Origin of the sequence: Pseudomonas sp. P97.38, from assembly GCF_001269745.1 — a bacterium.
In the GTDB taxonomy this organism is placed as follows: Bacteria; Pseudomonadota; Gammaproteobacteria; order Pseudomonadales; family Pseudomonadaceae; genus Aquipseudomonas; species Aquipseudomonas chlororaphis_E.
This window is the reverse complement of record NZ_LHVJ01000024.1, coordinates 120,625-138,367: the sequence shown is the minus strand read 5'-3', so window position 1 is coordinate 138,367 and position 17,743 is coordinate 120,625. Positions and strand designations below refer to the sequence as shown.

Below are 17,743 nucleotides of genomic sequence, written 5' to 3'. Positions count from 1 at the left end.
GTCCGGTCTCAGGGGCGTTTTGCAGTGACGAAGGCCGCAAGGCTTGCCACATTGCTGAAATGGTTACGGGTGTCCTTGGCGTCGGCGTCGATCTTGATGCCGTACTGTTTCTGGATCGCCAGGCCAAGCTCCAGGGCATCTACCGAGTCCAGCCCCAGGCCTTCGCCGAACAGGGTCTGGTGGTCGCCAATGTCGTCGATGCCGATGTCTTCCAGGCCGAGGGCGTCGATGATCAGCTGTTTGATGTCACGGTGCAGATCGCTCATCTTCGGCGAGCTCCTTGATGAAATAGTGATGCAGAAAATCGTTGAGCCTGCGCGACGCTTGCGGCGGCGGGCCGAGCGCGGCGAATGCCTGTGGGTCTATATCGGCACCGACCCGGAAACTGAAATGCACGCGGCGCGCGGGAATGCGATACCAGGGTTCGGCCTTGGTCAGGGTGGTGGGGCTGACCTTGATGGTCACGGGCGTGAGGATTTTCGCACCCCGCAGCGCGATGGCGGCCGCGCCCCGATGAAATGCCGGCGCTTCGCCTGGCTGGGTGCGGGTGCCTTCGGGGAAGACGATCAGGGTCTGGCCCTCTTGCAGGGCGTTGCTGGCGGCATCGAGCATGTCCATGCTGCCGTCGTTGCTGATGTACTGGGTCGAGCGCAGCGGGCCGCGGGTGAAAGGGTTGTCCCACAGGCTTTGCTTGACCACGCAGTTGGTGTCGCGCACCAGCCCGATCAGGAACACCACGTCGATCAGCGACGGGTGATTGGCGATGATCATCTGCCCGGGCCGGCCGAGTCGTTCGGCTCCGTCGATCTGGTAGGTGAGCACCCCGGTGCGGGCCATGAAGCGGATAAAGCACCAGAACAATCGCCCGACCGTGCGGCGGGCTCTGTGCCGGTGGGCCTGGGCATCGCCGGGCAGGCAGGCGAGCAACGGGAACACCAGCAGGCGCAGGCACAACCCGCCAAACCCGAACAGGGCAAAGCTTGCGGCGGTCGCGACCAGGCGCCAATAGTAGGCGTCGCGTTGTTTACCGGTCACCGGTTGCGTTGCCAGGTCCATAGACGATTCTTCCAGGCATGTTGGCAGGTGGTTTGGTGGTTCAGCAGCGTACGCACCAGGTCCAGGGCATGGGGCCACTCGCTGCCCGGCGGTTGTCCGTCCTGGGCGGCGAGGTCCAGTTGCCAGTCGTCGCCGCGGGTCAGCAGCAGTGCCAGCGCGTAGGGGAACGGTACGTCGTCGACCCACGGCGCATAGACCTGCGGCGGTTGTTCTTCGGTGATCACCAGCAATACCGCCGGCGCCCCTTCGTTCAGCAACGCGGCGGCTTCCAGCACGCCGTGCTCCAGCCCGTCGCCAGTGGCGGCCAGGGCAGTCATTTCGCTGGTTTCGCCCCGCATGATCGACCACAGCCCGATCACGGCGTTGTGCACCGACAAGCTGAACTGGGTCGGCGACAAGGGTTGGTCGGCCGCCAGGTCCTTGAGAATCTCAAATGTGCGTGGGGTTTCGCCGTGGCGGGAAATAAAGACCAACGGCAGGTCCGGCCGGTCTTCGGCCAGGGGCCAGCCGACACTGAAGGCCATCCGCGCCAGGCGGCTGAGGCGCCGGCGCTGCATGGCGGGCAGGAACGACACGTCCGGGGCGGCATCGCTGGCGGCCAGCACGACCGGCTGTCGGCTCCACGCCTGCCAATCGTCCACGCTTTCGAGCCCAGGGGCCCACGCGCGCCATTGGGCGATGTTGAAGTTGATCAAAAGCGTTCACCCCACCCCTGCGGGCTTTTTATTTGTCACGGTCAGCGATCTGACCCGCGTCCAACCCTGCACGGTCCTGCGACCCAAGTGGCGCGCATTATCCCGGTGCGGTTGGCTTGTAGCAAATACTGGTTACATTTTGCCCAGCAAAATGTACCGGTTGGTCCGCTTAATGTGAGGGACGGCTCATTCTGGTGATCGGAGCCCGCCTGTCTGCCGGTGTTTTCCGTCATTCCCGGCGCTTATGGACGTCGCCTTGTTGGAAAAAGCCACTGATGCTGTAGTCCTTCTACGTAGAAGGTAGCGAAGCGGGGCTGCGGCCAACTACACTCGGGAATCTTTGATACACGGAGGTCTTGTCATGCGGCGTGTGGTGTTCAATCAGAAAGGTGGCGTGGGCAAGTCCAGCATCGCCTGCAATCTGGCGGCGGTCAGCGCCAGCGAGGGTTATCGCACGCTGTTGGTGGACCTGGATGCCCAGGCCAACTCCACCCAATACCTGACCGGCCTGACGGGCGACGACATTCCCATGGGCATCGCCGACTTCTTCAAGCAGACCCTGTCGTCCGGGCCCTTCTCGAAAAAGAACAAGGTGGACATCTACGAAACCCCGTTCGACAACCTGCACGTCATCACCGCCACCTCTGAGCTGACGGACTTGCAGCCCAAGCTCGAGGCGAAACACAAGATCAACAAGTTGCGCAAACTGCTCGAAGAGTTGGAGGAGGACTACGACCGGATTTACCTGGATACGCCGCCGGCGTTGAACTTCTATGCGGTTTCTGCGTTGATTGCCGCCGATCGTGTATTGATACCCTTCGACTGCGACAGCTTCTCCCGGCAGGCCTTGTATGGCCTGCTGGCGGAAATCGAAGAGCTCAAGGACGACCACAACGAGGGCTTGGAAGTCGAAGGGATCGTGGTGAACCAATTCCAGGCCCGCGCCAGCCTGCCCCAGCAGATCCTGGACGAACTGATTGCCGAGGGCCTGCCGGTGCTGCCGGTGTACCTGAGCAGTTCGGTGCGGATGCGCGAGTCCCACCAGGCCAGCCTGCCGCTGATCCACCTGGACCCACGGCACAAGCTGACCCAGCAGTTCGTCGAGTTGCATGGGATGCTGGAAAGCGCCTGAATCCGAGCATAACCCTCTGTGGGAGCGGGCTTGCTCGCGAATGCGGTGTATCAGCCACCCAAGCTTTGGATGACATAGCGTATTCGCGAGCAAGCCCGCTCCCACAATGAGGTGGCTTCAAATCCCCTGGCTGCGCAACCAGGCCATCAGTTGCGGCAACGGGAACGCCCCGCTCTGGCGCGCCACTTCCCGACCGTCCTTGAACAGAATCAGGCTGGGAATCGAGCGGATTCCCAATTGCGCCGATAACGCCTGGTTGGCCTCGCTGTCGAGCTTGGCCAGCCGGCATTTGCCCACCAGTTGCGCGGCTGCCTGCTCGAACACGGGGGCGAAGGCCTTGCACGGCCCACACCAGTCGGCCCACACATCCACCAACAACGGCAGGTCGCCCTTGATCTGGCTGGCATAATCGCCTTGCTTGAGTTCGAACGGTCCGCTCGACAGCACGGGGGCCTTGCACCGCCCGCACTTGGGCTGGTCGCCGAGGCGTTCGGCGGGTATGCGGTTGAGCCCGTTGCAGTGCGGGCAGGGGATCAGCATCTGGTCAGTCTCCCGGAAAAATCATTGGCACAGATTGAACACTATATAGAAACCACCGAAAACCCATGTGGGAGCGGGGTTGCTCGCGAAGGCGATGTATCAGACACCTGGATGTCGACTGATACACCGCCTTCGCGAGCAAGCCCGCTCCCACATTGTGTACGACGTCGCTGTTATTTAGCGTTGGTCAGTGTGTTGTAGCTGGTCATCAGGTTGCGGTAGTCCGGGATGTGGTTGGAGAACAATGTCGCCAGGCCTTCCACGTCGTTGCGCCAGTCGCGGTGCAGCTCGCAGGCCAGGCCGAACCAGGTCATCAATTGAGCGCCGGCAGTGGACATGCGGTCCCAGGCCGAGTCACGGGTCAGCTCGTTGAACGTGCCGGAGGCATCGGTGACCACGAACACCTCGAAACCTTCGGCCAGGGCCGACAGCGCCGGGAAGGCCACGCAGACTTCGGTGACGACGCCGGCGATGATCAGTTGTTTCTTGCCGGTGGCCTTGATCGCCTTGACGAAATCTTCGTTGTCCCAGGCGTTGATCTGGCCGGGGCGGGCGATGTACGGCGCATCCGGGAACAGGTTCTTGAGTTCAGGCATCAGCGGGCCGTTGGGGCCGGTTTCGAAGCTGGTGGTGAGGATGGTCGGCAGCTCGAAGTACTTCGCCAGGTCGGCCAGGGCCAGCACGTTGTTCTTGAAGCGGTCCGGGTCGATGTCGCGTACCAGCGACAGCAGGCCGGCCTGATGGTCCACCAGCAGAACGGCGGCGTTGTTTTTGTCCAGGCGGTTGTAGGAAGTGGTCATGGTGCAGTCCTCTTAAGTTAGGGTGCCGATCGGTTCGGCGTGATTAACGGGTGTGAAGGTGTTCCTAAGCGATGGATATAGATTAAAAGCGACACCTTTGATGCGCTAGACTGCAAAAATCCGCCTTAGCGTTCTATTTGGAGAACGATCATCGAAGACCTCAACACGCTGTACTACTTCACCCAAGTGGTGGAACACGGTGGTTTCGCCGCCGCTGGCCGGGCGCTGGACATGCCCAAGTCGAAGCTCAGCCGGCGTATTGCCCAATTGGAGGAGCGGCTTGGCGTGCGATTGATCCACCGCACCAGCCGCCTTTGCACGCTGACGGAGATCGGCCAGGCCTATTACCAGCGCTGCCTGGCGATGCGGGTCGAGGCCGAGAGCGCGGCCGAAGTGATCGAGCGCAACCGTTCCGAGCCCCAGGGCTTGGTGCGCATCAGTTGCCCGACGGCGCTGCTCAACAGCTGGGTCGGGCCGATGCTGACCCGCTACATGCTCCAGTACCCGCGGGTGGAGCTGTTCATCGAGAGCACCAACCGCCGGGTCGACCTGATCCACGAAGGGTTCGACATCGCCCTGCGGGTGCGCTTCCCACCGCTGGAAAACACCGACATGGTCATGAAGGTGCTGGGCAACAGCACTCAATGCCTGGTGGGCAGCCCGATGTACCGCGAGCGCTTGTCGTCACCCGCTTCCCCGGCGGACCTCAATGGGCTGCCCAGCGTGCATTGGGGCTCGGCGCAGCGGGAATACCAGTGGGAGCTGTTCGGCCCGGACGGCGCCAGTGCGTTGATTCGTCACGCACCGCGCATGGTCACCGACGACCTGCTGGCCCTGCGTCACGCCGTGCTGGCGGGCGTCGGCATCGCCCACCTGCCCAACGTGGTGGTGCGCGAGGACCTGGCGGCCGGTCGCCTGGTGGAACTGGTGCCGGGTTGGACGCCCAAATGCGGGATCGTCCACGCGATCTTCGCCTCACGGCGCGGGTTGCTGCCGTCGGTGCGTACGCTGATTGACTTCCTGGCCGAGGAATTCAGTCGCAGTGACATGGCCTAGCGCAGAACACAGGGCGTGTTCGATGGGTTGCAGGTGTGCGCAAGTCTCACACCTGCTCACATTTTCAGCCGGAGGGTGGCGTCTGCGGTCGCTAGGCTGAAGTTGCACTTTGGCAACCGCTTGTCTACTCGGGATTATCGCGATTTGCGATGAGCTCGATCTATGTTTAACTCCTCTATAGCAAAGTGCGATAAGGACATTGCATGCATGTGATAACTGAGAAGCGTATCTGGGAGGCCAAGGAGCGATGGCCACATTCAGCCAGCGCGTTGGATCAATGGTATCGGTTGATCAAGCGCAACAATCCGATCGATTTTGCAGCGATGAAGTCGATTTTTCCTGCCATCGACAAAGTCGGGCCGCTCCATGTGTTCGACATCGGTGGCAATAAATTGCGATTGATCGCCGTGGTTCGCTATCGGGCCCGGCGTTTGTACATCAAGAGCGTGTTGGACCATCAAGCGTACGATAAAGGTAAGTGGAAGGAGGAAAAGGGATGAGTGCACTGATTGAGCAAGTCGCCGCCCATTGGGAGTTTGTGTCGCCTCTGCTGCGCAAACCCAGGAGTGAAGACGATTACGATCGGCTGGCCGGGGCCTTGGATGAATTATTGGAGCGGATCGGCGAAGACGAAACCCATCCACTTATGAGCCTGGTGGACATCATCGGCGAATGGATCGAGGCATGGGATCATCAGCATCGTCCCATGCCCAAGGCCAGCGGCGTCGAGACGTTGCGTTATCTGATGCGTGAACATGGGCTGAACCAGAGCGACCTGCCTGGGGTAGGTACCCAATCGGTGGTGTCGGAGGTGCTGAGCGGCAAGCGCCAACTCAACGTGCGGCAGATCCGTTGGTTGGCCGAGCGTTTCGGCGTCTCGGTGGAAACCTTTATCTGACGGGGTTATGTGATGCCATTGCTACTGTGGAACGGCATCACGAAGAGCAACTGATCTCCAGGTGCTTGCCCCACTCCGGCGGACGTTGCGCGTAGCGGTCCATGCCCGGTTGTGCTTCGAACGGTTTGCTCAGCACCGTGTGCAGGCGGCGGACTTCGTCGTAGTCGCCGGCCTCGGCGGCATCGATGGCGTTTTGCGCCAGGTAGTTGCGCAGCACATACAGCGGGTTCATCGCGTGCATGCGGGCCTGGCGCTGGGCCTGGTCCGGCGCACCGTCACGGCCGACGCGGGCGACGTACAGTTCGCCCCAGGCGTCGAAGCCCTTGAGGTCGACAAAGTCATCACGCAGTTGCGCGATGGCCTGTTCGGGGTCGTGCTCACCCAGCCGGCGAAAGAACAGGCTGTAGTCGACGCCGCTGTTCTGCATCAATTGCAGCAGGCGCTCCACCAGTGCCTGGTCGTCCTCTTCGGCGCAGGTCAGGCCCAGGCGGCGGCGCATCAGGTCCAGGTAGTGGGCCTGGTACAGCGGCAGGAACAGGCTAAGGGTTTCGCGCAGGGCTTCGACGCTGATGAAAGGCGTCAGGGCCTGGGCCAGGGCGCTGAGGTTCCACTGGCCGATGGGCACCTGGTTGCTGAATGAATAGCGGCCCTGGTCATCGGAATGGTTGCAGATGAAGTGGGCGTCGAAGTCATCGAGGAAGGCGAACGGCCCGAAATCGAAGGTGATGCCCAGGATCGACATGTTGTCGGTGTTCATCACGCCATGGCAGAAGCCGTAGGCCTGCCATTTGGCAATCAGCTCGGCGTTGCGCTCGACGATTTCGCGGAACATCGCCAGGTACGGCTCCGGCTGTTCACGGCATTCGGCAAAGTGCAGGTTCAGCACGTGCTCGGCGAGGGCCGCCTGTAGCTCGGGCTTCTTGGTGTAGTAGAAATACTCGAAGTGACCAAAGCGCACATGGCTGGGGGCCAGGCGCAGGACCATGGCGGCGCGCTCCTGTTTTTCGCGCCAGACCGGGGTGTCCGAGCCAATCACGCACAGCGCGCGAGTGGTGGGGATGCCCAAGGCGTGCAGGGCTTCGGAAGCGAGGAATTCGCGGATCGACGAACGCAGCACCGCGCGGCCATCGCCCATCCGCGAGAAAGGGGTCTGGCCGGCGCCCTTGAGGTGCAGGTCCCAATGCTCGCCGGCTTCGTTGTACACCTCACCCAGCAGCAGCCCGCGGCCATCGCCCAGTTGCGGGTTGTAATGGCCGAACTGGTGCCCCGAATACACCATCGCCCGAGGCTCGGTCTCGGCCCACAGCTTGTGCCCGCCGAACAGCTCGGCGAACAACGATGACTGGGCTTCGGCCGGGTCCAGGTCGAGCAACGCCATGGCGGCCGGGCTGGCGACGACCAGCCGGGGATTGTCGATCGGCTCGGGCAGCACATGGGCCGAGAAACCGTCGCCCAGGCGGGCGAAGCGGTTGTCGAAGGTCAGGGTTTCCAGCGTTTTCATGGCCGTCTCCGGCGCGATGCCTCAAGGCACCCCGCGATCAGTCGAGTGTCTGTTGCGGTGGTTCGGGGACCGGCTTGATGCTGGCGACGGTCGAAGGCACGGGCGAGAGCGTCTTGTTGTCGGGCTCGGCCGGGACCAGCTTGTACTCCTGGCCGTGCAGGTTCTTCAGGTAGATCTCCATCTGCCGGAACGAAATGTTGATGTGCTCTTTCTTGAATTCGCGGTTGATGAAGCGGTTGATCTCGTCCAGCACCGGGTTGCGGTCACCGAGGTCGCGCACGTGCATGCGCAACTCGTGGTCCAGGGTGCTTTCACCGAAGTTCAGGAAGTACACGATCGGTTCCGGCTCCTTGAGCACCCGTGGGTTTTCGCGGGCGGCCTTGAGCAGCAGTTCGCGGACACGGTCCAGGTCCGAGCCGTAGTCGACGCCCAGTTTCAGGGTTACCCGGGTGACGGTGTCGGTCAGCGACCAGTTGATCAGTTGCCCGGTGATGAAGGTCTTGTTCGGGACAATGATGTCCTTGCGGTCGAAGTCGGTGATGGTGGTGGCGCGAATGCGGATCTTGCTGACCGTGCCCGACAGGTTGCCGATGGTGATGGTGTCGCCGATGCGCACCGGGCGCTCGAACAGGATCATGATCCCGGAAATGAAGTTGGCGAAGATTTCCTGCATGCCGAAGCCCAGGCCCACCGACAGCGCGGCCACCAGCCATTGCAGTTTGTCCCAGCTCACGCCGAGGGTGGAGAGGGTGGTGACGAAACCGACACCGGCGATCACATAGGACAGCAGCGTGGTGGTGGCATAGGCGCTGCCCTGGGCCAGGTTCAGCTTCGACAGCACGAAGACTTCCAACAGGCCCGGCAGGTTGCGGGCCAGGGCGAACGTGATGCCGATGATGATCAGGGCGCCGAGCATGTCGCCGATGCTGATGGGCACCATGCTCATGTTGGCGCCGGTGCCGCTGGTGTATTCGTAGAGGGTGATGTTGTCCAGGTACGAGAACACGCTGATCAGGTCCGACCAGACCCAGTACAGCGCGGCCATGAAACCGCCCAGCAGAGCCAGGCGAATCAGGCGCAGGGACTGTTCGTTGACCTTTTCGATGTCCAGCGTCGGTTCCTCGACCACCGCCTCGCCGTCGCCGGCTTCCTTGGCGGCCTGGCGCTTGGCCAGGGCGCGCTGGTAGGCCAGGCGCCGCGCCGCCACCGACAGGCCGCGCACGAACGTGGCTTCGATCACCAGCCAGAACATCAGCAGGTACAGGGTGTTGATCAAGCGGTCGCTGAGCTTCAGCGCGGTGTAGTAGTAGCCGAAGCACACGGCCACGAACAGCGCGATCGGCAAGGCCGTGAACATCACCCCGACGGCCTTGCGAAACAGCGAGGTGTTCTTGTGCGTCGGGCTGCTGAGCAGCAAGCGGCTGAGCAGCCACGCCATCAGCGCGTAGCAGGTCAGCACCACCGGCATGCCCAGCACGTCGTCGGCCAGGGCCGCCGGTTGCAACTCGGCCACCGCCACCACGGCCACCAGCGCCAGCACCACCAGCCCGAGGCGGCGGATCCAGCCTTGCAGGAATTCGACCTGGGGTTTCTCCCAGCGGAAATGCAGCTCGGCTACGCCGCCCGGCGCCAGCACTCGATAGGCGGTGTAGAACACCAGCCAGGCCTGGCCGATCTGCAACAGCGCCGCGCCAAGGTTGGCGTTCTGGCCGCGGGCGTCGATCTGCAGGGCGTAGCCGCACAGCGCCAGTGCCAGAGCCACCGGCATTGCCAGCAGAATGTTGATCAGGATCGCCTGGGGGGTATGCAGTTGGCTGTCGCGCTTGAAGTGGCCGACGTCCTGGTGAACCTTGTTCAGGCGCGCGTACAGGCTCTTGCGCCGCCACAGCAGGGCACCGATCAGCAACGCCAGGGGCAGGAACAGCAGCGGCCGTTGAGTCAGGCCGTCGGCCAGTTCGCTGAGGCTCGAGGCCCAGGGCAACGAATCGACCTGTTTTTCCAGCCGCGCCGGCACTGCGCGCAACCATTCCAGGTCCAGCGGCTTGTTGCTGGGGATCCAGAACATCTGCTCTTCGAGGGTGGCCCGCAGGTTCTGGGCGGTGCTGAGCAGTTGCTTCTGGTTGAGCTGCAAGGTGATGGATTCGTTGAGGACCGCGCTCAGCTCACGGTTCAGTCGCTCCAGCAGGTCCACGCGGGTCAGGGCCAGGTCCAGCAGGGTCTTGCGCAGTTGCGGCGTGACCTGCTCCGACGGTTGCGACGCCAGCAGGCTGTCGACATAGGCGCTGGGGTTATTCAGCAACTCGCGCTGCTGGCTGACTTCGAACTGGTACAGGCGGATGTCGGCGATCTGGTCGGCCAGGTTCTGATCCAGCTTCAGCCGGGGCAGGGTCTGGCGCTGCTTGTAGAGAATCTTGGAGAGCAGCAGGCTGCCCTTGAGCACGCTGATCTGCTCGTCCAGGGCCGCGTCGGTCTGGGTGACGCTGTCGAGCAGTTGCTTGGTTTGCAGGTTCTGCTGGGTGACTTCGTTGAGGCGGTCGGTGCTCTTGAGCAGGTAGTCGGAAAGCTTCAGGTTGGCGGCGCTTTCGGTGGCCAGCAGGCTGCTGCTCCCGGCTTTCTGGGCCTCGATGGATTGCTGGGTCACCGTCTCCTGGGATTGGGCCAGGCGCTTCTGGTTGATCAGGTTTTGCAGGTCCTGGATTTCCTGCTCCATGCGGTCGATCTTTTCCGTGAGCAAGTCATGCTGGCCGTTGCCCAGGTCCTGCAACTGGCTATTGCCGGCCAGTTCCTGGCGGCGCAACGGGATCAGGGCGTTGAGCGCGGCCAGTTCGGCATTGAGTTGGTCGCGCTGTTCGCCGCTCAGGGGCTTGCCGGCGTCCCGGCCGGCTTTGAGGATGGCGTTGATTTGCTGGATGCGGGTCTGGCTGCTGGAAATTTCAGCCTGGGCGCGCTCGGGGCGGGTCTGGGCGGTGATGATCAGGCTGTTGGCGTCGGCCAGGGCTTTTTGCAGATCGCCCTGCTGGGTGGAGCGCTCCGCGAGCATCTGTTCGAGCTGGGGGATCGGCAGGTTGGCGTAGCGTTGCGCCACCGGCACCACGCTGGTGCCCTTGAGCCGGGCCAGTTCGCGCTGGTTTTCGATGTTCTGTTTCGGCGCGTTGGCCAGTTGTTGCTTGAGGGCGTGCAGCTTCTGTTCGTAGTCCGCCTTGTTGTTCAGCTGGGTCAGGGTGCCTTGCAGCACCGCTTGCAAGGCCTTCTGGTCGGCTTCCGGCAGCTTGCGGTCGGCGATCTTGTCCAGGTTGGCCTGCACCGACTCACGGGCGGGCACTTCGGCAGCTTGCAGGGTGCAGACGGAGAGACTCAGGCCCAGCAGGGCGGCGGCGAAAAAGGAGCGCAGGGTAGGCATAGAGACCGGTCGAGCAAGTGAGAGTGGGAGCAGTTTAGAGGAACAAGCCGGGACCCGGGCGACTTCCTTCGGGGAATCTGACGCCCACTTTGCCGATCTTGTTCCCGTCCATGGCCGCGACGGTCCACAGGGTATTGTTCCAGTCCACCTGGTCGCCGACCACCGGCGCGCCGCCAACTTTCTGGGCAATGAAACGGCCCAGGGACATGTCCGGATCGATGCCGTCGAGCTTCAGCCCGTACAGCGCCGCAACCGCAGCCAACTGGGCATCTCCTTCCAGTACGAAGTCGCCGAAAAAGCGCAGATCCAGGCCCCGTTGCGGTGCCTGGCTGAACAGTTTGCCAAGGGCCGGCAAGTCGTGTTCGTGGCCGATGACACACAGCAAATCACCGACTTCCAACACCGTGCTACCCGACGGATGGAGCAGTTGCTGGCCGCGAAACAGCGCTGCGATGCGGGTGCCTTCGGGCATTTTCAGGTCTCGCAGGGGCGAGCCGATGCACCATTTTTCCTTGCCCAGGCGGTAGATGAACAGCTCCCACTCGCTGGTGACGTGGACTTCCAGTGCGGCCCGGGAAATCGGCAGCGGCTCGGGTGGGACAGTGACATGCAGCAACTTGGCGACCCATGGCAGGCTGGTGCCCTGCACCAGCAGCGACACCAGCACGATGAAGAACGCCAGGTTGAAGTACAGCTGGGCGTGGGGCAGGCCGGCCATCAATGGGAACACCGCCAGGATGATCGGCACCGCGCCGCGCAGGCCGACCCAGGAAATGAACGCTTTCTCGCGACCGTGGAACGCCCTGAACGGCAGCAGGCCCACCATCACCGACAACGGGCGGGCGAACAGGATCATCCACAGGGCCAGGCCCAGGGCGGGCAGGGCGATCGGCAGCAGGTCGTGGGGCGTGACCAGCAACCCCAGCACCAGGAACATGCCGATCTGGGCCAGCCAGGCCATGCCGTCGAGCATGTGCAGGATGCCGTGGCGGCTGCGCACCGGGCGGTTGCCCAGCACCAGGCCACACAGGTACACCGCGAGGAAACCGCTGCCGTGCAAGGCGTTGGTCAGGGCGAATACCGCCAGGCCGCCGCTGATCACCAGGATCGGGTAGAGACCGTTGGCCAGGTGGATACGGTTGACCAATTGCAGCATCAACCAGCCACCGCCCAGGCCGAGTACCGCACCGATGCCGAACTCGCGCACCAAGTGTCCGAGCAGGCTCCAGTGCAGGCCGGTTTCGCCGCTGGCGAGCATGCCGATCAGGGTGACGGTCAGGAACACCGCCATGGGGTCGTTGCTGCCAGACTCGATCTCGAGGGTGGCGCTGACCCGCTCGTTCAGGCCCTTGCCGCCCAGCAGCGAGAACACCGCCGCGGCGTCGGTCGAGCCGACGATGGCGCCGATCAGCAAGCCTTGGATCAGGTTGAGGTTGAACAGCCACGCCGCCGCCAGGCCGGTCAGCCCAGTGGTAATCAGCACGCCTACCGTGGCCAGCGACAACGCCGGCCAGAGCGCCACCCGAAAGCTCGAGACCCGCGTGCGCAAGCCGCCGTCCAGGAGAATGACAGCCAGGGCGAGGTTGCCGACCAGGTAGGCCGTGGCGTAGTTGTCGAACAGAATACCGGCGCCGTCGATACCGGCTGCCATGCCCACGGCCAGGATGATCACCAGGATCGGGATGCCCAGGCGGGACGAAAGAGAACTGACCAGAATGCTCGCACTCACCAGCAACGCGCCGATCAAGAACAGGCTGTTGATGGTCGTCGCAGTCAAAGGCAGTACTCCGGAAAAGCTTAAGGGCTGACACAGACTGACCATGCAGTCTGCGTGCCAGCGATTCTAACCTGTTGAAATGCGCTGCTGTCAAAAAAGCTTTTGAACGAGGGAGCGATGAAACCTTGGATAGCCATCTGCGGCCATGGGATTGGTACTGCCCTTTGTGGCGAGGGGATTTATCCCCGTTGGGCTGCGAAGCAGCCCCAAAATCTTTGCTGCCATACAAATCGATGGCGAGCGCTTCGCACTCGATCGGGGATAAATCCCCTCGCCACAGGAAGCTCTCGCCACAAAGGCAGATAGGGTCTTAAAGACTGAAGCGCCCCACCATGCTGTTCAGGTCGACGGCCAGGCGCGACAGTTCGGCACTGGCGGCGCTGGTCTGGTTGGCGCCGGTGGCCGATTGCACCGACAGGTCGCGGATGTTCACCAGGTTGCGGTCGACTTCACGAGCTACTTGCGCCTGTTCTTCGGCGGCGCTGGCGATCACCAGGTTGCGTTCGTTGATCTCGACGATGGCGGTGTTGATCGTGTCCAGGGACAGGCCGGCGCCGCGGGCGATGTTCAGGGTCGACTCGGCGCGCTCGGTGCTGTTGCGCATCGAATCCACGGCCTGTTCGGTGCCGTTCTGGATGCTGCCGATCATGCGTTCGATTTCGCTGGTCGACTGCTGGGTGCGATGCGCCAGGGCGCGCACTTCGTCCGCCACCACGGCGAAACCACGACCGGCTTCACCGGCACGGGCGGCTTCGATGGCCGCGTTGAGCGCCAGCAGGTTGGTCTGATCGGCCAGGCCGCGGATCACGTCCAGTACTTTGCCGATGTCCCGGGATTCGTCGGCCAGGTTGCCGATCAGCGTCGCGGTACTTTGCACATCGGCGCTCATGCGTTCGATGGCACCGACGGTTTCCTGCACCAGGTCGCGGCCATCGCCAGCGGAGGTGGTGGCATTCTTAGAGGCCTCGGAGGTGCTGACCGCATTGCGGGCCACTTCTTCCACGGCACTGGTCATCTCGTTGACCGCGGTCGCGGCCTGCTCGATTTCGTTGTTTTGCAGGGTCAGGCCACGGGCGCTTTCGTCGGTGACGCTGTTGAGTTCTTCCGCGGCGGAGGCCAGTTGCGTGGCCGAGCCGGAGATGCGCTGCAAGGTGTCGCGCAGTTTGTCCTGCATGGTCGCCATCGCCCGCAGCAGGCGACCGGCTTCGTCGCTGCCATCGACCAGCACGGGCCGGGTCAGGTTGCCCTTGGCGATTTCTTCGGCGGCTTGCAGCGCGCTGCCAATCGGCCGGGTGATGCTGTTGGTCAGCAGCCAGGCGAACAGCAGGGTCAGGCCGGTGGCGATGACCAGCAGCGCGACGACCCAGGTGAACGCCGTTGAATACTGTTGCACAGCGCTCTGGTTGAGGTGCTCGGCCTGCTGGTTGTTGATCTCCATCAGGCGGTTGATCACCACGTTGATGGCATCGGAATTGGTCAGCAGCTCAGTGTTGAGCAGCGTGCGCAGCTCATCGATCTGGTTATTGCGCGACAGGGTCTTCATCCGCTCTTCGAGCTGACGGTATTGCCCCAGCAGTTGCACGTATTGCTCGTAGGCGGCCCGTTCTTCCGGGGCGCTGATGAGCTTTTCATAGGTGGCCTGGGCGGCCCGGATCTGCTGGTTGCGTTGTTCGAACAGCTCGTAGGTTTTTTGCTGGATGTCCGGTTCGCGGTTCACCAGCAGACGATAGGACAGCACCCGCAGGCGCAAGGTGAGCTGGGTGAACTCGTCCAGGGCCTTGATGCTGGGCACGCTGTTCTGGACGATGTTCTCGCCGGACGTGCGGATCTTGCTCATCTGGGCCAGGGCAAACACCCCGAGGATCAGCATCAGGGCGCCGATCAGGGCAAACCCCAGGAACGCCCGCGGGGCGATATTCATATTACGTAGAGACATGGAAAGTACCGGATGGAAGCGCTTCCGTGCGGGCTGTGACGGATATACCGGACTTATCGGTCATGCACCTGAAGTCTTGAGGGCGCTGCGGGCTTTTGTCGCGGCTCAAGGGCGGTGGCGCGACGAAGGGTAGGAACCAGATCCCTGAATCGCAGTCTCTAAAACTCGTCAGCGAAGCACCGCTGCCCGTAACCGTGGCGTCGCCGATGACTTTTCTTTATCGTACGCGCCCCCTGAAAAACCCTGGAAATCAATATGTTGGAAACATCCCTCAGCCAGCTGGAGCAACTGGTCAATGACCTGGTGCAACAGAATCGCCACCTCACTGGCCTGAACGAAACCCTGAGCGCGGACCTCGCCAGGGCCAAGGATGAAAACGAGAGTCTGCAACTGAGCCTGATGGAGCAGGAAGAACTGCACGGCACCGCCGCCGCCCGCATCCAGGCCTTGATCGAGCGCGCCAGCGCCGGTCCTGTCAGCGCATGAGGCACGGCGCCGAGGGGGTGACGGTCATCTCGATCCTGGGAGAGGATTATTCGATCAAGGCTCCGGCCGGGCAGGAACAGGCCTTGCTGGACGCGGCCGCGATGCTCAAGGCTGCGCTGGCCGATACCAAGCGCAAATACCCGACGCTGATCGGTGATCGCTTGTTGGTCCTGGCGGCCATGAACCTGTGTTCGCAGCAGATCGATATGCAGAAGCAGCATCAGGCGGAGCTTGAGCGGTACCAGGAGCAGGTCAGCGCCACGGTGGATGTCATTTCCAAAACCATTCAGCAGGCCTGAAGGGTTCGATGATTCCTGTGGGAGCGGGCAAGCCCGCTCCCACAGGGGAAATGCGTTCACTCAAGAACAGGTCGGCTTTAAGGCCGCCTTCGTGAGCAGGCTCACTCCCCAGAGAATTGGAAAGCGCCCCCAGCCTCAGAACCACTCATCCCGCATTTCCAGGCAAGTCCCATCCCGCGCTTCAAGCAACGCCAATTCATGATGACAACCCGGCACCTCCCACGTCAGGAAGTAGCGCGCCGCCTGCAGCTTGCCTTTATAGAAGTCCTGGTCCACCGCAGTGCCTCTGGCGAGGCCTTCCTCGGCGCGAATCGCCTGTTCCAGCCAGCGCCAGCCAATCACCATATGGCCAAACACCTTGAGGTACAGCGCCGAGTTGGCCAGGCTGCTGTTGACCTTGCCCTGGGCCAGGTCTGTCAGCAGCCCGAGGGTGACGGTCTGCAGGCGCGCCACGAGGGCTTCCAGTGGTTGGCGCAACGGCGTCAGCGACGGGTGTGCCTGGGCGCGCTCGGTGGTGTCGGCCACCAGGCGGATCAGTTGCTTGAGACCGGCGCCGCCGTTCTGCGCCAGTTTGCGCCCCAGCAGGTCCAGGGACTGAATGCCGTGGGTGCCTTCGTGGATCGGGTTCAAGCGGTTGTCGCGGTAATACTGTTCCACCGGGTATTCGCGGGTGTAGCCATGGCCGCCGAGAATCTGGATCGCCAGTTCGTTGGCCTTCAGGCAAAACTCCGAGGGCCAGGATTTGACGATGGGCGTCAGCAGGTCCAGCAATTCATGGGCCTGCCGGCGCTCGACTTCGCTCTTGAGGGTGGTGGTGTCGTCGAACAGCCTCGCTGCGTACAGGCCGAGGTCGAACGAGCCTTCGACGTAGGCCTTCTGGGTCAGCAGCATGCGGCGCACGTCGGCGTGCTGGATGATCGCCACCGGGGCGGTGGTCGGGTCCTTGCTGTCGGGGACCCGGCCCTGCGGACGTTCGCGGGCGTATTCGAGGGAATACAGGTAACCGGCGTAGCCGAGCATGACCGCGCCCATGCCGACGCCGATCCGGGCCTCGTTCATCATCTGGAACATATAGCTCAGGCCGTGGTGCGGTTTCCCGACGAGGTAACCGACGCACTCGCCGTTGTCGCCGAAGTTCAGCGCCGTGGAGGTGGTGCCGCGCCAACCCATCTTGTGAAACAACCCGGCCAGCAGCACATCGTTGCGTTGGCCGAGGCTGCCGTCGTCATTGACCAGGAACTTGGGCACGATGAACAGCGAGATGCCCTTCACCCCCGGCGGGGCGTCCGGCAGTTTGGCCAGGACCATGTGCACGATGTTTTCCGACAACGGATGATCGCCGCCGGAAATGAAGATCTTGTTGCCTTTGAGCCGGTAGGTGCCGTCGGCTGCCGGCTCCGCTCGCGTGCGAATATCCGCCAGCGACGAGCCCGCATGGGGTTCGGTCAGGGCCATGGTGCCGAAGAAGCGGCCGTCGATCATCGGTTGCAGGAAGCGTTGCTTCTGCTCCTCGCTGCCGAAGCTCTCGATCAGGTTCGCCGCGCCCATGGTCAGGAACGGATAAGAAGTGGACGCGGCGTTGGCTGACTGGAAATGCGCGAAGCAGGCTTGCGAGAGCAACGTCGGCAATTGCATGCCGCCAGCGTCGAAGCTGCGTGCGGCGTTCAGAAAGCCCGCTTCCAGGAACGCGTCCACCGCCGGCTTCACCTCGGGAATCAGCACGGCCTGGCCGTTTTCGTAACGGGGTTCGTTTTCGTCGTTCTTGCGGTTGTGTGGCGCGAAGTACTTTTCGGCGATGCTGCGGGCCGTGCCGATGGCGGCGTCGAAGGTCTCGCGATTGTGTTCGGCGAACCGCTCGCGCTGGGTCAGGCCCTCGGCATCAAGGACTTCATACAGCTCGAAAGCCAGATTGCGGGAACTGAGCAACGTCTCGGACATGGCGGCCTACCTTGTTTGGAATGGGCCGAGTCTAGGTGTGGGAATAGAGGTTGAACAGGATGATTGATGACAGTGATGGAGGGGCGAGGGGGACACTAATCCCTGGTGGGAGCAGGCTAGCTCGTGAAGGTGGTGTATCAGACGGATAGATGTCGACTGATACACCGACTTCGCGAGCAAGCCCGCTCCCACAGGGGATTTCGATGGCCAGGCACCCATTGCGGGCGCC

Annotated in this window: 15 protein-coding genes and 2 pseudogenes; 6 read left to right on the top strand and 11 right to left on the bottom strand. The window is 62.7% G+C overall.

The window, feature by feature from the left end:
- Positions 1–8: 8 nt before the first annotated feature.
- Genes AD664_RS18560 through AD664_RS18550 form a run of 3 tightly spaced genes read right to left on the bottom strand, consistent with a single transcriptional unit; the run spans position 9 to position 1,751 of the window.
- On the bottom strand, positions 9–266 hold the full coding sequence (locus AD664_RS18560) for a phosphopantetheine-binding protein (protein WP_042727925.1): 258 nt from the start codon (positions 264–266) through the stop codon (positions 9–11).
- Entirely contained in the window at positions 247–1,056 is an 810-nt protein-coding gene (locus AD664_RS18555; RefSeq protein WP_042727924.1) for a 1-acyl-sn-glycerol-3-phosphate acyltransferase, read from the bottom strand. Before AD664_RS18555 ends, AD664_RS18560 begins: the two co-directional genes overlap by 20 nt.
- Positions 1,032–1,751: a beta-ketoacyl synthase chain length factor gene (locus tag AD664_RS18550; RefSeq protein WP_042727923.1), complete on the bottom strand. Its 720-nt coding sequence runs from the start codon at positions 1,749–1,751 to the stop codon at positions 1,032–1,034. The genes AD664_RS18555 and AD664_RS18550 overlap by 25 nt, the downstream gene beginning before the upstream one ends.
- 361 nt (positions 1,752–2,112) lie before the next feature.
- On the opposite strand from AD664_RS18550, the gene AD664_RS18545 reads away from it, so the two are divergent.
- Positions 2,113–2,883 carry a ParA family protein gene (locus AD664_RS18545; protein WP_042727922.1) on the top strand — a complete coding sequence of 257 codons (771 nt, stop codon included), beginning with the start codon at positions 2,113–2,115 and terminating at the stop codon, positions 2,881–2,883.
- 117 nt (positions 2,884–3,000) lie between these two features.
- Here AD664_RS18545 and trxC read toward each other — a convergent pair whose 3' ends face one another.
- Together trxC and ycaC are read right to left on the bottom strand one after the other, a co-directional pair.
- The gene (trxC, locus tag AD664_RS18540) at positions 3,001–3,423 is read right to left on the bottom strand and encodes a thioredoxin TrxC (RefSeq protein WP_053148479.1); all 423 of its coding nucleotides are present in this window, start codon (positions 3,421–3,423) and stop codon (positions 3,001–3,003) included.
- A 173-nt stretch (positions 3,424–3,596) separates the two neighbouring features.
- Positions 3,597–4,223, bottom strand: coding sequence for an isochorismate family cysteine hydrolase YcaC (gene ycaC / locus AD664_RS18535; protein ID WP_053148476.1), 627 nt, complete (start codon positions 4,221–4,223; stop codon positions 3,597–3,599).
- A gap of 150 nt (positions 4,224–4,373) precedes the next feature.
- Between ycaC and AD664_RS18530 the strand changes: the two genes are divergently transcribed.
- From AD664_RS18530 to AD664_RS18520, 3 genes are all read left to right on the top strand, one after another.
- The gene (locus AD664_RS18530) at positions 4,374–5,279 is read left to right on the top strand and encodes a LysR family transcriptional regulator (protein ID WP_218187113.1); all 906 of its coding nucleotides are present in this window, start codon (positions 4,374–4,376) and stop codon (positions 5,277–5,279) included.
- Between the two features lie 203 nt (positions 5,280–5,482).
- The gene (locus AD664_RS18525; protein ID WP_047736099.1) at positions 5,483–5,779 is read left to right on the top strand and encodes a type II toxin-antitoxin system HigB family toxin; all 297 of its coding nucleotides are present in this window, start codon (positions 5,483–5,485) and stop codon (positions 5,777–5,779) included.
- A complete protein-coding gene (locus AD664_RS18520; RefSeq protein ID WP_042727917.1) occupies positions 5,776–6,177 on the top strand; it encodes a type II toxin-antitoxin system HigA family antitoxin in 402 nt (133 codons plus the stop codon). Before AD664_RS18525 ends, AD664_RS18520 begins: the two co-directional genes overlap by 4 nt.
- Before the next feature lie 37 nt (positions 6,178–6,214).
- Here AD664_RS18520 and selO read toward each other — a convergent pair whose 3' ends face one another.
- The 5 genes and pseudogenes from selO to AD664_RS28245 form a co-directional block, all read right to left on the bottom strand.
- Positions 6,215–7,678 carry a protein adenylyltransferase SelO gene (gene selO, locus AD664_RS18515; protein WP_047736098.1) on the bottom strand — a complete coding sequence of 488 codons (1,464 nt, stop codon included), beginning with the start codon at positions 7,676–7,678 and terminating at the stop codon, positions 6,215–6,217.
- 37 nt (positions 7,679–7,715) lie between these two features.
- The gene (gene mscK, locus AD664_RS18510) at positions 7,716–11,078 is read right to left on the bottom strand and encodes a mechanosensitive channel MscK (protein ID WP_042727915.1); all 3,363 of its coding nucleotides are present in this window, start codon (positions 11,076–11,078) and stop codon (positions 7,716–7,718) included.
- A gap of 34 nt (positions 11,079–11,112) precedes the next feature.
- On the bottom strand, positions 11,113–12,855 hold the full coding sequence (locus AD664_RS18505; protein WP_042727914.1) for a potassium/proton antiporter: 1,743 nt from the start codon (positions 12,853–12,855) through the stop codon (positions 11,113–11,115).
- 310 nt (positions 12,856–13,165) lie between these two features.
- Positions 13,166–13,765, bottom strand: a pseudogene (locus tag AD664_RS28250) (methyl-accepting chemotaxis protein); the annotation flags it as partial.
- Between the two features lie 303 nt (positions 13,766–14,068).
- Positions 14,069–14,725: pseudogene (locus AD664_RS28245) on the bottom strand (MCP four helix bundle domain-containing protein); the annotation flags it as partial.
- 321 nt (positions 14,726–15,046) lie between these two features.
- On the opposite strand from AD664_RS28245, the gene AD664_RS18495 reads away from it, so the two are divergent.
- Positions 15,047–15,277 (top strand): hypothetical protein, encoded by a 231-nt coding sequence (locus AD664_RS18495; protein ID WP_042727912.1) that lies wholly within the window; start codon positions 15,047–15,049, stop codon positions 15,275–15,277.
- Entirely contained in the window at positions 15,274–15,576 is a 303-nt protein-coding gene (locus AD664_RS18490) for a cell division protein ZapA (RefSeq protein WP_042727911.1), read from the top strand. The genes AD664_RS18495 and AD664_RS18490 overlap by 4 nt, the downstream gene beginning before the upstream one ends.
- Before the next feature lie 135 nt (positions 15,577–15,711).
- Here AD664_RS18490 and AD664_RS18485 read toward each other — a convergent pair whose 3' ends face one another.
- Positions 15,712–17,514 (bottom strand): acyl-CoA dehydrogenase, encoded by a 1,803-nt coding sequence (locus AD664_RS18485; protein WP_047736097.1) that lies wholly within the window; start codon positions 17,512–17,514, stop codon positions 15,712–15,714.
- Positions 17,515–17,743: the final 229 nt, after the last annotated feature.